The organism is Streptomyces sp. S.PNR 29 (assembly GCF_030386795.1).
Classification (GTDB): Bacteria; Actinomycetota; Actinomycetes; order Streptomycetales; family Streptomycetaceae; genus Streptomyces.
On sequence record NZ_JANUQM010000017.1, the window covers coordinates 206,921 to 221,092 of the forward strand.

The 14,172-nt window shown below is 68.8% G+C and carries 12 protein-coding genes, 1 rRNA gene and 1 riboswitch; of the genes, 1 reads left to right on the forward strand and 12 read right to left on the reverse strand.

Going from position 1 to position 14,172, the window contains the following annotated elements:
• Positions 1-16: 16 nt before the first annotated feature.
• Positions 17-2,902, reverse strand: a complete 2,886-nt coding sequence (gene gcvP, locus NW895_RS36110; RefSeq protein ID WP_289941101.1) for an aminomethyl-transferring glycine dehydrogenase — start codon at positions 2,900-2,902, stop codon at positions 17-19.
• Positions 2,903-3,077: 175 nt separating this feature from the next.
• A riboswitch (glycine riboswitch) is annotated at positions 3,078-3,173 on the reverse strand.
• A gap of 114 nt (positions 3,174-3,287) precedes the next feature.
• On the opposite strand from gcvP, the gene NW895_RS36115 reads away from it, so the two are divergent.
• Positions 3,288-3,659, forward strand: a complete 372-nt coding sequence (locus NW895_RS36115) for a PRC-barrel domain-containing protein (protein WP_289941102.1) — start codon at positions 3,288-3,290, stop codon at positions 3,657-3,659.
• Positions 3,660-3,711: 52 nt separating this feature from the next.
• Here the strand turns inward: NW895_RS36115 and NW895_RS36120 are convergent, their stop codons facing one another.
• From NW895_RS36120 to rrf, 11 genes are all read right to left on the reverse strand, one after another.
• Positions 3,712-5,151: a DNA polymerase IV gene (locus NW895_RS36120; RefSeq protein ID WP_289941103.1), complete on the reverse strand. Its 1,440-nt coding sequence runs from the start codon at positions 5,149-5,151 to the stop codon at positions 3,712-3,714.
• Positions 5,152-5,282: 131 nt separating this feature from the next.
• Positions 5,283-5,966 (reverse strand): MerR family transcriptional regulator, encoded by a 684-nt coding sequence (locus tag NW895_RS36125; RefSeq protein ID WP_289941104.1) that lies wholly within the window; start codon positions 5,964-5,966, stop codon positions 5,283-5,285.
• 271 nt (positions 5,967-6,237) lie between these two features.
• Positions 6,238-6,711: a bifunctional nuclease family protein gene (locus NW895_RS36130; RefSeq protein ID WP_003988851.1), complete on the reverse strand. Its 474-nt coding sequence runs from the start codon at positions 6,709-6,711 to the stop codon at positions 6,238-6,240.
• 84 nt (positions 6,712-6,795) lie between these two features.
• Entirely contained in the window at positions 6,796-7,533 is a 738-nt protein-coding gene (locus tag NW895_RS36135) for a MerR family transcriptional regulator (RefSeq protein WP_289941105.1), read from the reverse strand.
• Positions 7,534-7,575: 42 nt separating this feature from the next.
• Complete coding sequence (locus NW895_RS36140) at positions 7,576-8,112, reverse strand: FHA domain-containing protein (protein WP_289941106.1); 537 nt, start codon at positions 8,110-8,112, stop codon at positions 7,576-7,578.
• Between the two features lie 454 nt (positions 8,113-8,566).
• Positions 8,567-9,412 (reverse strand): DUF881 domain-containing protein, encoded by an 846-nt coding sequence (locus NW895_RS36145; RefSeq protein ID WP_289941107.1) that lies wholly within the window; start codon positions 9,410-9,412, stop codon positions 8,567-8,569.
• A gap of 5 nt (positions 9,413-9,417) precedes the next feature.
• The gene (locus NW895_RS36150) at positions 9,418-9,750 is read right to left on the reverse strand and encodes a small basic family protein (RefSeq protein ID WP_003977440.1); all 333 of its coding nucleotides are present in this window, start codon (positions 9,748-9,750) and stop codon (positions 9,418-9,420) included.
• Positions 9,747-10,583, reverse strand: a complete 837-nt coding sequence (locus NW895_RS36155) for a DUF881 domain-containing protein (RefSeq protein WP_289941108.1) — start codon at positions 10,581-10,583, stop codon at positions 9,747-9,749. The genes NW895_RS36150 and NW895_RS36155 overlap by 4 nt, the downstream gene beginning before the upstream one ends.
• A 167-nt stretch (positions 10,584-10,750) precedes the next feature.
• Positions 10,751-13,246 (reverse strand): mannose-1-phosphate guanyltransferase, encoded by a 2,496-nt coding sequence (locus tag NW895_RS36160; protein WP_289941109.1) that lies wholly within the window; start codon positions 13,244-13,246, stop codon positions 10,751-10,753.
• A gap of 115 nt (positions 13,247-13,361) precedes the next feature.
• The gene (locus NW895_RS36165; protein WP_289941110.1) at positions 13,362-13,970 is read right to left on the reverse strand and encodes a CDP-alcohol phosphatidyltransferase family protein; all 609 of its coding nucleotides are present in this window, start codon (positions 13,968-13,970) and stop codon (positions 13,362-13,364) included.
• A 109-nt stretch (positions 13,971-14,079) separates the two neighbouring features.
• Positions 14,080-14,172, reverse strand: a 5S ribosomal RNA gene (rrf, locus tag NW895_RS36170); the annotation flags it as partial.

Below are 14,172 nucleotides of genomic sequence, written 5' to 3' on the forward strand. Positions count from 1 at the left end.
GCCCGGCTACGCCGGCTCAGTCCTCGTACGCGTCCAGCGGCGGGCAGGAGCAGACCAGGTTCCGGTCGCCGAAGGCCTGGTCGATGCGGCGCACCGGCGGCCAGTACTTGTCCGCGGCCGACACCCCGGCCGGGAACACGGCCTCCTCGCGGCTGTACGCGTGCTCCCACTGGCCGCCCAGCGTGGCGGCCGTGTGCGGGGCGCCCCGCAGCGGGTTGTCGTCCGCGGGCCACTCGCCGGAACCGACCTTCTCGATTTCCGCGCGGATGGCGATCATCGCCTCGCAGAACCGGTCGAGTTCGGCCAGGTCCTCCGACTCGGTCGGCTCGATCATCAGCGTCCCGGCCACCGGGAACGACATCGTCGGCGCGTGGAACCCGTAGTCGATGAGCCTCTTGGCCACATCGTCGACACTCACTCCGGTCGCCTTGGTCAGCGGCCGCAGGTCGATGATGCACTCGTGCGCGACCAGCCCGCCGGGGCCGGTGTACAGCACCGGGTAGTGCGGCTCCAGCCGCTTGGCGATGTAGTTGGCGCTGAGCACCGCCACCTGAGTGGCCCGCTTCAGCCCCTCACCGCCCATGAGCCGGACGTACGCCCACGAGATCGGCAGGATGCCCGCCGACCCCCAGGGCGCCGCCGAGATCGGGCCCACACCCGTCTCCGGCCCGGCGGCGGGCTGCAACGGATGGTTCGGCAGGTACGGCGCGAGGTGCTCACGCACCGCCACCGGACCGACGCCGGGACCACCGCCGCCGTGCGGGATGCAGAACGTCTTGTGCAGGTTCAGATGGGAGACGTCACCGCCGAAGTGCCCCGGCGCGGCCAGCCCCACCAGTGCGTTCAGGTTGGCTCCGTCGACGTACACCTGCCCGCCGGCCTCGTGCACCTGCGCGCAGATGTCGGCGACGTGCTCCTCGAACACGCCGTGCGTCGAGGGGTACGTGATCATCAGCACCGCCAGCTCGTCACGGTACTGCTCGATCTTCGCCCGCAGGTCCTCGACGTCGATCTCGCCGTCCTCGGCGGTCTTCACGACGACGACCTTCATGCCCGCCATCACCGCGCTGGCGGCGTTGGTGCCGTGCGCGGAGGACGGGATGAGGCACACGGTCCGCTGCTCGTCACCGCCTGCCCGGTGGTATCCGCGTACGGCGAGCAGACCGGCCAGCTCACCCTGCGACCCGGCGTTGGGCTGCAGCGACACCTTGTCGTACCCGGTCACCTCGGCGAGACGTTCCTCCAGCTCACGGATGAGCGTGAGGTAGCCCTGCGCCTGCTCGGCCGGCGCGAAGGGGTGCAGCTGCCCGAACTCGGGCCAGGTCACCGGCTCCATCTCGGTGGTCGCGTTGAGCTTCATGGTGCAGGAGCCCAGCGGGATCATGCCGCGGTCGAGCGCGTAGTCGCGGTCGGCCAGCCTGCGCAGGTAGCGCAGCATCGCGGTCTCGGAGCGGTGCTGGTGGAAGACGGGGTGGGTCAGGAACTCGTCGGTGCGCAGCAGCGCGGCCGGCAGGGAGTCCTCCGTGGCCGCGTCCAGCGCCTCGACGTCCCCGTCGGTCCCGAAGGCGGTCCATACGGCGCCCACCTGGGCCCGCGTGGTGGTCTCGTCGCAGGCGATCGAGACGTGGTCGGCGTCGACGTGCCGCAGGTTGACGCCGTTCTCGCGCGCGGCGGCGACGATCTCGGCGGCCCGCCCTTCGACCCGCACGGTCAGCGTGTCGAAGAAGGCGCCGTGCACGACCTCGACCCCACCGGCCCTGAGCCCCTCGGCGAGGATCGCGGCGTACCGGTGGGTGCGCCGCGCGATGCCCGTCAGCCCGTCGGGGCCGTGGTAGACGGCGTACATCCCGGCCATCACCGCGAGCAGCACCTGCGCGGTGCAGATGTTGCTGGTGGCCTTCTCCCGGCGGATGTGCTGCTCGCGCGTCTGCAGGGCGAGCCGGTACGCCTTGTTCCCGTCGGCATCGACCGACACCCCCACGAGCCGCCCGGGCAGGCTGCGCGCGAACTTCTCGCGCACCGCCATGTAACCGGCGTGCGGCCCACCGAAGCCCATCGGCACACCGAACCGCTGCGTCGTACCGACCGCGATGTCCGCACCGAGCTCACCCGGCGACTTCAGCAACGTCAGCGCGAGCAGATCGGCGGCGACGGTGACGAGCGCGCCGAGCTCGTGCGCCTGGTCGATGACGGGCTTGATGTCCCGTACGGCACCGGAGCCGCCCGGGTACTGGACGAGCACGCCGTTGATCTCCCGCTCGGCGACCTCGGCCGGAATGCCCTCGCTCAGGTCGGCGACCACGACCTCCACACCGGTCGGCTCGGCACGCGTCTCGATCACGGCGATGGTCTGCGGCAGCGCGTCCGCGTCGACCAGGAACAGGCCCTTCTTGTTCTTGCCCATGCGCCGGGACAGCGCCATGGCCTCGGCGGCGGCGGTGCCCTCGTCGAGCAGCGAGGCGCCGGAGGTCGGCAGCCCGGTGAGGTCGGCGACCATCGTCTGGAAGTTCAGCAGGGCTTCGAGCCGCCCCTGGGAGATCTCCGGCTGGTAGGGCGTGTAGGCCGTGTACCAGGCCGGGTTCTCCATGACGTTGCGCAGGATGACAGGCGGGGTGAACGTCCCGTAGTACCCCAGACCGATCATGGAGTCGAGCACCTGGTTGCGATCGGCCAGCGAACGCAGCTCGGCCAGCACCTCGGCCTCGGTGCGCGCGCCCGGCAGGTCCAGCGCGTCGGTGTTCTTGATCACCTCCGGCACCGCGGCGGCCGTCAGCTCGTCCAGTGAGCCGTAACCGACCTGCGCGAGCATCTTGGCCCACGCCTCCTGGTCGGGCCCGATGTGACGCTGCTCGAAGGGGATGCCCTTTTCGAGCTCGGAGAGCGGAATGCGGTGGGCGGTCATTGCGGAGGCCTCCTGGTCTGACACGACCTTCGAGGGGCACCACGGACGGGTACCCGGACGGCCTCCCCCTCTGTCATCTCAACCTGAGAGCTTCACCGGACCGCCCGAGGGCCGCCGGCTTGCACCGTCGGTGAGAGCGGAAGCCGTCGACACCCGCTCTGCTTTCCAGAGTGACCTCGTCCGTGCGGTACGTGTGCCTGAGAGATTCCGGGGAGGATTTGCTCCTTCGGCGCCTCCGATGGTGTCCGGAGGACTCTCCCGCACGGGGTCAGCAGCCGTTTGTCAGCGTACCAGCGAGGGCAACGCCAGAGTCTTCGAGTGGCCGCCTTCCTGATTGTGCTCTTTGGTAGTGCTTACGGATGTATTGCGACCTAGTGGAGGGCCCGTGCAGACCGACATCGATCCGCGCAACCTGATCGGCCGCAAGGCGTTCGACCGAAACGGCAACAAGATCGGCACCATCGACGAGGTCTACCTCGACGACGCGACCGGCGTGCCGGAGTGGGCGGCCATACGCACCGGCCTGTTCTCCAGGGACGCGTTCGTCCCCCTGGAGCCCAGCGAACTGGTCGACGGCACCCTCCGCGTCCCCTTCGACCGAGCCCTGATCAAGGACGCCCCCGACTTCGGCGTCGGCCGCCACCTCTCGCCCGAGCAGGAACTCCAGCTCTACCACCACTACGGCCTCGACGTGGCCTCTCCTCCCCAGCCCCCGGACCACCACGTCGGCAAGCTGGCGGGCAAGGAGGAGACCTGACGGGCGTGCTCGACACCCCGCCCTGCCGCCCCCGAACAGCCACCGAGAAGCCCTACAGATACCCCCCGCTCTCCACCTCCGCCCGCCCCGGCGCCACAGGCGTCACCTCCGCAGGTCCTTGCCCCCTGGCCGATGAGTCGGCCTCCCCGGGTCTTCGCCGGACCAACGGCAACGGATCCGCCGGCTCCAGGTCCTGGTCGTCCACCCGAAAGGTCCGCACCCGCCCGGGGCCCGACTGGGGCGTCTCGAACCGCACGGTGACCCGCCCCAGCCCGCTGCCCTGCACCCACCCATGCCCGTACTCGACGTGCCGTACGTCATGCCCCGCCGACCACCGGCGCTCGGCCGGCGCCTGCTGCTCGGCGGGCTCGTCGCCGGACTCCTCGGCCCGATGGTCCGCGGCAGCGGCAGCCGCCTCCCCGGCCGCCTGAGCGAACAGGTCCTCCTGTGTGTAGTCCGCGAGTCCGCTCACCCCCACCCCGAGCAGCCGCACCCCGCCCGTCGTGTCCACCGCGTCCAGCAGCCGGGCGGCCGCTTCCCGCACCACCGCCGGGTCGTCCGTGGGCCCGCGCAGCGTCTCGGACCGGGTCAGCGTGGAGAAGTCGTACCGCCGTACCTTCAGCACGATGGTCCGCCCGGACAGACCGGACCCACGCAGCCGCCGCACACAGCGATCGGCCAGCCGCTGCACCTCCAGACCGATACGCACCCGGTCATGGATGTCCACGTCGTACGTGTCCTCGACCGACACCGACTTGGCCTCCCGCTCGGCCACCACGGGCCGCTCGTCCCGCGCCAGCGCCATCGCGTACAGCGCGTGCCCGTGGGCCCTCCCCAGCAGCCGTACGAGTTCGTCCTCGCCCGCCTCGGCGAGCTCGTCGATCGTGTGGATCCCCACCCTCCGCAGATGGTCACCCGTCGCCGGCCCCACACCGGGCAGCGTCCGCACGGACAGGGGACCCAGCAGCGCCCGCTCGGTCCCCGGCTCGATCAGTACCAGCCCGTCGGGCTTGGCCTGCTCGGAGGCGATCTTGGCAAGCATCTTGGAGGCGGCGAGCCCCACCGACCCCGTGAGCCCGGTGACCTCCCGGATGTCCGCACGCAGCTTCGTCCCGGCCAGCCGCGCCGACTCCGCGTCCCAGGCCGCCCCACCCGCCTCCAGATCGACGAACGCCTCATCGAGGCTCAACGGTTCCACCAGCGGCGACAGCGCCCGCAGCAGCGCCATCACCTGCTCGCTTATCGACCGGTAGAACCCGAAGCGCGGCACGAGATACGCGGCGTTCGGCGCGAGCCGCCGGGCCTGCGCCATGGGCATCGCCGAGTGGACGCCGAAGACCCGCGCCTCATATGACGCGGTGGCGACCACCCCGCGTGGCCCGAGCCCGCCCACGATGACGGCCTTCCCGCGCAGGCTCGGCTTGGACGCCTGCTCCACCGAGGCGAAGAAGGCATCCATGTCGAGATGCAGGATCGTGGGCGCGTTTCTCACATCTCCGATGCTGCCCTACGCCACTGACAATGCCCTGTCGCACCGACCGGAGCCCCGCTGCTGAAACCGCTTGCACAGACCGAGGAGCCTCCCGGGACACGAAGCCCCACACCCCCAGCCGGCCGGACGCCTCAGCCGGCCCGGTTCCGCCGCCGCGCCAGCTCGTCCGCCGGATTGTGACCGACGAGAGTCTCACCGGTGTCGATCCGCTCCCCGTGCAGCTGCGACAGGGCGCTCTCGACGTCCCGCCACACCACCCCGACGGCGATACCGAAGATCCCCTGACCGCCCTGAAGCAGGGCGTGGACCTCGTCCGGCGAGGTGCACTCGTAGACCGTGGCGCCGTCGCTCATCAGCGTCATGCGCTCCAGGTCACGGAAACCGCGTTCCCTCAGATGCTGGACAGCGGTCCGGATGTTCTGCAGGGAGACCCCGGTGTCCAGGAACCGCTTGACGATCTTCAGGACGACGACGTCGCGGAAGCTGTACAGGCGCTGGGTGCCGGACCCGTAGGCAGGCCGCACACTCGGCTCGACAAGCCCGGTGCGGGCCCAGTAGTCCAGCTGCCGGTAGGTGATACCGGCAGCCGCACAGGCCGTCGGGCCGCGATAGCCGATCTGCTCGGACGCCATGGACGTCGCCCCTCCGCTGCTCGGCACGGCCGTCGGTCGCTGCGGAGCGTGATCGGCGGCGCTGCTGTGATGGGGGTACCCCCTGCTCGAACGGAGCCGAGAGCTTGGGGGAGGGTAAGCGCTGCTCGCCCCGAGACTGGGCCCGGAGGCGCCCCCAGCCGTACCGTCGCCGCTGCTTCTCACGCCGACCTCCGTCCTTGACCTGCCTTCTCGACGGTAGGCAGCCACCAGGGGTGCGTCAACGACCGCCACACTCGGCACGCCGAGTGATAATCACCCTAGGGGTGGTTTTCCATGCCCAACCGCGGGGAAAGGCTAGCCGAATGCGCTCAGAGCAGGGCGCAGGACGCTCTCACTCGACGCCGGCCCAGGCCGACGTGTCCTTTCTCACCGGCTGTGGGCGCGTCCCGCACGGACCGTGCCTTCTGCAGCGTCCGCCGGCCGCCCACGCGCCTCACTGACTGCTGCTGCCGAAGTCCTCCGGCGAGATCTGGTCGAGGAACTCGCGGAACTTCTCCACCTCGTCCTCCTGCTCGTCCGGGATCGCGATACCGGCGTCGTCGAGCACCGTGTCACTGCCGTAGATCGGCGTTCCGGTGCGCAGGGCCAGCGCTATGGCATCGGACGGCCGGGCGCTCACCTCGACCCCGCTGGCGAAGACCAGCTCCGCGTAGAAGACCCCCTCACGCAGGTCCGTGATGCGTACCTCGGTGAGCTCCTGACCGACGGCTTCCAGCACGTCCTTGAACAGGTCGTGGGTCAGCGGTCGCGCAGGAGCCATGCCCTGCTGGGCGAAGGCGATCGCCGTCGCCTCCCCCGGTCCGATCCAGATGGGGAGGTAACGGTCGCCTCCCACTTCACGCAGCAGCACGATCGGTTGGTTGGAGGGCATTTCGACCCGGACACCTACGACATCGAGCTCGTTCACACAGCAACCCTAGGCTGTGCTCGGGACGTTTGGGTAGTCGGGCCGGGAACGGGTGGCCGATCCGGCCTCGCGATACGACCCGTTTCAGGGCAGCCGCACCCCGAGGGCCATCTGCACCAGAGCCGTGTGCAGCTTCACCGTCAGCCCCGCCAGTTCCTTGGCCCGGGCCTCCGCATGCGCCCTGGTCTGCGGATTCCGGTGACGCTTCAGCGGGGCGACCACCTGGTCGACCAACCCGGCCTCGCGGTCGGCTGCGGCCTTCATCACCCTCAGGTGCCGCGGCTCGATCCCGAACCGCCCCAGCTCGGCGATAAGCGAGGCCACGGTCGCCGCCTCGGCTTCATACGCCCCGTCGGGCAGCGGAGCGATCAGCCCGTACGACTCCCACTCTTCGAGCTCCTGCTCACCGATCCCGGCGGCCGCGAGCAGCTCGGCCCGCCCGATCCGCGCCGCCGCCGGCCCGTCGGAGGGCTCCGGCGCGGTCTCGCCGTCCCGCTGGCGGCTCAGCGCCGGAAGCTGCACGGCCTCGCCGCGCTCCATGGCGTCCAGGTGCTCACGGATCACCTTGAGCGGCAGATAGTGGTCCCGCTGCATCCTCAGGACATGGCCGAGACGCTCGACATCGCCCTTGCTGAACTTTCGATACCCCGAGGGAGTCCGCTGCGGCTCGATGAGCCCCTCCGACTCCAGGAAACGGATCTTGGAGACGGTCACTTCCGGGAACTCGTCGCGCAGCACGTTCAGCACCGTGCCGATGCTCATCAGCCCACTGTCCGTGGCGGCGGTGCCGTGCCCGGCACCGCCGCTCGGTGTTTGACGCATGGACCTTCCCTGGGGTCCCCCCGGACGGAGCCCGGGGGCCGGTCAGTAGCCCCGCTGGCTCGCGTAGAAGACCAGCCGGTACTTGCCGATCTGCACCTCGTCACCGTTGGACAGAGCGACCTGGTCGATCCGCTCGCGGTTGACGTACGTGCCGTTCAGGCTGCCCACGTCGGCGACCGTGAACGTGCCCTCCGCACTACGGCGGAACTCCACGTGCCGGCGGGAGACCGTCACGTCGTCCAGGAAGATGTCGCTCTGCGGGTGGCGCCCGGCCGTGGTCAGGTCGCTGTCCAGCAGGAAGCGGCTGCCCGAGTTCGGACCGCGGCGCACGACCAGGAGCGCGGAGCCCTGCGGCAGCGCGTCGACGGCCGCCTGCGCCTCCGGAGAGAGCATCGGCATCTGCGTCTGCCCTGTGGCCTCGGCGTCGTAGGCCTCCAGACCGGAGATGGAGATCGTGGAGGTCGTCTCGGAGGAACGCTCCGCCGCAGCCCCCGCCCGCAGCGGCGCGCCGCAGTTGGAGCAGAAGCGGCTGTTCTCCGCGTTGCGGTTACCGCACCTCGTACACACCAGGGCCGACATCGGATCCTCCTGCCGCGGCTGCCCCTCCGGGGCGTTCGACGCATACGGGCCGGAAAACCCTCCACCCGTACCTGAGGTTGACGGTTGTCCGAAACCTATGCCGCTGGACTGCGCAGGGTCAACCGACGGCGCGCCCTGACCAGCCACCTGGTCCCGGAACAGCGGACGCTGGCCCTCCGCGTCAGGCTGTGCGCGGTGCCGGGCGGTCGCGTTGTCGCTGCCCTCTCGCGCGCTCTTGCCGAACAACTTCGCAAACAACTTCACGGGCGATTCCCCTTGACCGAAACAGACCCGCCCGTGGGGCAGGACGAACCCTGACTGAACCTACTGGCCGACCCGGACATCCTGACAACGTCCGTCTCCACCAGACAGTTTCCACCACGCACCACCCATTCGGTGCGCCGACCCCCCGCAACCTCATGCCCCCGCCGGACGGCCCCCATGCACCCCCGGTTCACTGGGAGGACGACCGAGCGTAGTCAGGCCGCTTCACCGCCCGCAAGGCGTCCACGACGATCTTGCTCGACCGCTCAACCGTAACGGTGGCCTGTTCCTTCTCCAGAGTCTGCACCACGCCTCCAGGGATGTTGAGCGCCGGTTCCAGGTCCTGCGGCTTGCCGATGACCTTGAAACGATAGGGCGCGTTGATCTTGTTCCCGTCGACGCTCACGCTCTTGCCCGAGTCCGTGAGATAGGTGCCCGCCACGACCCGCACGCCGTTCACCTGGATCGCCTCGGCGCCGGCCGCGCGCAGCTCCTGGACCGCGTCGAGCAGCATGTCCGCCTCAACCGTCCCCTTCGTGTCCTCGATCGTCATCGTGATGCCAGGGCCCTGCGCGGCCACAGTGCCCGCCAGGATCCCGAGTTGCCGCTCCTTCTCGACCGTCTGCCTGCGAGCCTCCTCGGCCTGGTCCGAGCTGTTCTCCAGCTCGTCCCGCTGCTTCTCGAGCCCCTGCTTCTCGTCCTCAAGACGCTGAGTACGGTCGTCCAGTTCATCGAGGATGCGCACAAGATCTTCCTGCCGCGCGCCCCGCAGGGCACTGTCGCTGTCGCTGTTCGACGCCACCTGGACGGCCAGACCGAAACCGAGACCGAACAGCAGCACCGCGACGATGAGTTGGGCCCGGGTGACGCGCGGCGGCCACAGTCCCTTCACCAGCCGCTCCCTGCCGGTCAGCTCGGGCTGCCTCTCCTCCGGAACGGCTTCCGCGGCCGCGGAAGCCGTTCCGGGCACCTCCTCGGGCAGCTCTTCACGGAGCCGGTTCTGGGGCTTCTCGTCCGCCTTCTCGTGCTCGCTCATCGGCCTCACGCCCGGAAGACGTGCCGTCGGATCGCCGCGGCGTTGGAGAAGATGCGGATGCCGAGCACGACCACGACACCGGTGGACAGCTGAGCCCCCACACCCAGCTTGTCGCCCAGGAACACGATCAGTGCGGCCACGACCACGTTCGACAGGAACGACACCACGAAGACCTTGTCGTCGAAGATGCCGTCGAGCATGGCCCGCAGACCGCCGAAGACGGCGTCGAGCGCCGCCACGACGGCGATCGGCAGATAAGGCTCGACGGCCGCCGGAACCTCGGGCCGGACCAACAGGCCGGCCACGACTCCCACGACGAGGCCCAGTACGGCGATCACGATGTGCCTTTCTCAGTTCTCGGCTGTGCTGTACGTACGATCACACTCGGCGCGGCAGGAAGCCGGAGGTCGTCCTCCACCGAGATGCCGGTCCGGATTCCATAGCTCTCCTGCAAGGCGTGCAGATACAGCCCGTCGGGGCTGTTCTGGAACCTGGTGCTCAGCCGCTCGCCGTCCCCCACCGCCAGCACCGTGTACGGCGGCACCAGCGGCCTGTTGTCGACCAGTATGGCGTCACCCGCGGCCCTGATCGCGGACAGCGCCGTCAGCCGCTGCCCGTTGATGGAGACGGCCTCGGCACCCGACTCCCACAGCCCGTTGACCACGCGCTGCATGTCCCGGTCCCGCACCCGGCCGGTGTCGGAGAACCCGGAGGTCTCCCGCGGATCGCCCTCACCGCCCGCGGTGGCTTCCTTCGCGTCGTTCACGACCAGCTTCACCCCGGGACCGTGCACCTCTGTGGCCCCCGAGAGGATGCCCACCAGCTGGGACTGGTCGCTGCCGCCGCTCTTCTCCAGCGCCTCCCGCTGCCGCGCGCTCACGTCCTCACGCAGCTTGTCGACGCTCTCCTCCAGCTTGTCCGCCGTCTCCGTCTCCCGGTCGATGCGGTCGACGAGCTCCTCGCGTTCATGGGCGACGACGGGGGCCGCGACCCGCGCCTGTGCCGCTCCGACGGTCACGACGAGGGCCGCGAGCACCAGGCCGGCGGCCAGTCCGAGCTTGGCCCTGAGGGTCTTCGGCATGCCACCGGAGCCGTCGGCCTTCTTCCGCGCGGCGGCCTCGGCGTATCCGTCGTCGAGGCTGTGGTCCATGACGTTGGTGATCAATGACATGGACGCGTCCGGGCGTGCGGGCCGCGTAGGACTGCTCCGAACGGGGGGTTGCTGCGGCATGCCGCACATCGTCGCACGTCGCGACCACTACCCACGAACGGCCCCACCGGCGTGCCGGACAGGCCCCCTTGGGGACACTTGTCCGGCACGCACGCGTGCAGCGCGTTTTACCGACCCGCGCTGTCCACGACCGCCGACCACTCGTCGAGCAGCGCCTGCGCGGAGGCGTCGTCGGGCCCCTCGGCCCACAGGTGGGTGACCGCCTCGGCAGGGTCGGGCAGCACCATCACCCAGCGCCCGTCGGTCTCCACGACTCGCACGCCGTCCGTGGTGTCCACGAAGCGATCTCCGGCCGCTTCGACGACCCGCCGCATCACGAGCCCCTTGACGGCCCACGGAGTCGCCAGATCCCGCTTGAGGACGTGCGCCCGCGGGATCCGCGCGTCGATCTGGCTCAGGGTGAGCTGCGTCCGCGCCACCAGCCCGATCAGCCGTACGAAGGCGGCCGTACCGTCGTAGACGCCGCTGAACTCGGGAACGATGAACCCGCCCTTGCCATCGCCGCCGAAGATGGTCCCTTCCTCACGCCCGACACGCGTCAGATCGTCGGGAGAGGTGGTCGTCCACTCGACCTGCGTGCCATGGTAGGCCGCCACCTGCTCGGCGATCCTGGTGGTGGTCACGGGCAGCGCCACCCGCCCGCTGCGCCGCTCCGCGGCGACCAGGTCCAGCATCACCAGCAGCGCCCGGTCGTCCTCGATGATGCGGCCCTTCTCGTCGACCAGAGACAGCCGCTCACCCACCGGGTCGAACCGCACACCGAAAGCGGCCCTCGAGGACGCCACGATCTCCCCGAGCCGCACCAGCCCCGACCGCCGCATGTCGGCCGACTCCGTCGGCCGGGACTCGTCCAGACCGGGATTGATGGTCAGCGAGTCGACCCCGAGCTTCCCGAGCAGACTCGGCAGCACGAGCCCGGCACTGCCGTTGGACGCGTCCACGACGACCTTGAGCCCCGACTCGGCGATCCCGGTCGTGTCGACGTTCCGCAGCAGGGATCCGGTGTACGAGTCGAAGACACTGGCCGGAAAATGCAGGTCACCGATCTCGCCGGGGAACGCACGCCGATACTCCTGCCGCGCGAACACCCGGTCCAGCTTCCGCTGACTGCCCTGCGACAGGTCGGCGCCCTGACTGTCGAAGAACATGATGTCCACCGAGTCCGGAACCCCGGGCGTCGTCCGGATCATGATCCCGCCGGCACTCCCCCGCGCGGTCTGCTGCCTGGCCACGGGCAGCGGTACGTTCTCCAGGTCCCGTACGTCGATGGCGCTGGCCTGCAGTGCGGAGATGACCGCGCGCTTCAACGCTCGGGCACCGCGGGAGTGGTCGCGGGCCGTGGTGACGGTGGAGCCCTTCTTCAGCGTCGTCGCATACGCGCCGGCGAGACGCACCGCCAGTTCCGGAGTGATCTCCACGTTCAGGATTCCGGACACACCGCGGGCGCCGAAGAGATGCGCCTGTCCCCGGGACTCCCAGATGACCGAGGTATTGACGAAGGCGCCGGCCTCGATGGTCTTGAACGGGTAGACCCGCACATTGCCCTGGACGATCGATTCTTCGCCGATCAGGCACTCATCGCCGATGACCGCGCCGTCCTCGATGCGGGCCGCGCGCATGATGTCCGTGTTCTTTCCGACGACACAGCCCCGAAGGTTGCTGTGCGGCCCCACGTACACGTTGTCGTGCACCACGGCCTTGTGCAGGAACGCCCCGCTCTTGACGACGACGTTCGAGCCCACGACGGAGTGCTCGCGGATTTCGGCACCGGCTTCGACCTTTGCATAGTCCCCGATGTAGAGGGGTCCACGCAGAACGGCATCCGGATGCACCTCGGCGCCCTCCGCCACCCATACACCGGGGGAGATCTCGAAGCCGTCGATGTCGACGTCGACCTTGCCCTCCAGGACATCGGCCTGCGCCTTCACATAACTCTCGTGGGTGCCGACATCCTCCCAGTAGCCCTCGGCAACATAGCCGTAGATCGGCTTGCCTTCCTTCATCAACTGCGGGAAGACGTCGCCGGACCAGTCGACGGGCACATCGGGCTCGACATAGTCGAAGACTTCGGGCTCCATGACATAGATACCGGTGTTCACGGTGTCCGAGAAGACCTGTCCCCAGGTCGGCTTCTCAAGGAAGCGTTCGACCTTGCCCTCTTCGTCGACAATGGTGATGCCAAATTCCAGCGGGTTGGGCACACGGGTCAGACAGACCGTGACCAGCGCGCCCTTTTCCTTGTGGAAATTGATCAGCTCGGTGAGGTCGAAGTCCGTCAGGGCATCACCGGAGATGACGAGGAAAGCATCGTCCTTCAACGCCTCTTCGGCGTTCTTGACACTTCCGGCGGTACCGAGTGGCTTCTCCTCGTTGGCATAGGTGAGCTCCATCCCGAGCTCTTCCCCGTCACCGAAGTAGTTCTTGACCAGGGAGGCCAGGAACTGGACGGTCACGACGGTTTCGTTGAGCCCATGCCTTTTGAGCAGCCTCAGCACGTGCTCCATGATCGGGCGGTTGGCCACAGGCAGGAGCGGCTTGGGCATGCTTGAGGTCATGGGACGAAGGCGTGTGCCTTCGCCTCCGGCCATCACGACGGCCTTCATGTCGGAAGCGTCCTCCTCTAAGAGACGACGGTCTAGCCGACTTCACCCGCCAAGATTGTCCCGCACTTTTCCACCGCGGGCCATCGCGGCGCTACGGCCGCACCGAGCGGCGAGTTCAATCGGCCATGGCGTCCGCACGGACCAGGCGGCGGACTTGTACCACGTAGAGGACTCCTGCCCACCAGTACAGCGTTGTACCCCATCCGGCGAACGCCCATCCGAAAATAGCAGCGAGTGACGAGATCCATCCACTTCCGTCACTGAGCAAGAGCAGCGGGAAGGCATACATCAAGTTGAAGGTGGCGGCCTTCCCCAGGAAGTTCACCTGCGGCGGCGGATAGCCGTGCCGCCTGAGGATGCCCACCATCACCAGCAGAACCAACTCTCGCGCCAGCAGCACAATCGTCAGCCAGAGAGGCAGAATCTCGCGCCAGGTGAGGCCCACCAAAGTCGACAGGATGTAGAGCCGGTCGGCTGCGGGATCAAGCAGCCGGCCAAGGCTGCTGATCTGGTTCCACCGCCGCGCGAGCTTGCCGTCCAGGTAGTCACTGATTCCGCTCAGGGCCAGCACCAACAGCGCCCAGCCGTCGCTCTGCGGGCCACCGAACTCGGGCCTGAGGATCAGCCACAGGAAGACGGGCACGCCGACGAGACGCGCCATGCTGAGGATGTTGGGGATGGTGAGGACCCGGTCAGTCTGGACGCGGGTCTCCTGGACCTCCACCCGGGAGCCTCCTGTGGGAAACGAGCCAACGATGCCTCCTGACCTTACCTCAACGCAAAAAAGCTCTGGCCCCTGGGCTGTGTGCCCAAGAGCCAGAGCTCTAAAAGGAGTTCGGCGGCGTCCTACTCTCCCACAGGGTCCCCCCTGCAGTACCATCGGCGCTGTAAGGCTTAGCTTCCGGGTTCGGAATGTAACCGGGCGT

Bases quoted from the DNA above. Each gene is read 5' to 3' on its own strand.
- gcvP (WP_289941101.1), bottom strand. From the start codon at position 2,902: ATGACCGCCCACCGCATTCCGCTCTCCGAGCTCGAAAAGGGCATCCCC.
- NW895_RS36135 (WP_289941105.1), bottom strand. From the start codon at position 7,533: ATGCGTCAAACACCGAGCGGCGGTGCCGGGCACGGCACCGCCGCCACG.
- NW895_RS36140 (WP_289941106.1), bottom strand. From the start codon at position 8,112: ATGTCGGCCCTGGTGTGTACGAGGTGCGGTAACCGCAACGCGGAGAAC.
- NW895_RS36145 (WP_289941107.1), bottom strand. From the start codon at position 9,412: ATGAGCGAGCACGAGAAGGCGGACGAGAAGCCCCAGAACCGGCTCCGT.
- NW895_RS36155 (WP_289941108.1), bottom strand. From the start codon at position 10,583: ATGTCATTGATCACCAACGTCATGGACCACAGCCTCGACGACGGATAC.
- NW895_RS36160 (WP_289941109.1), bottom strand. From the start codon at position 13,246: ATGAAGGCCGTCGTGATGGCCGGAGGCGAAGGCACACGCCTTCGTCCC.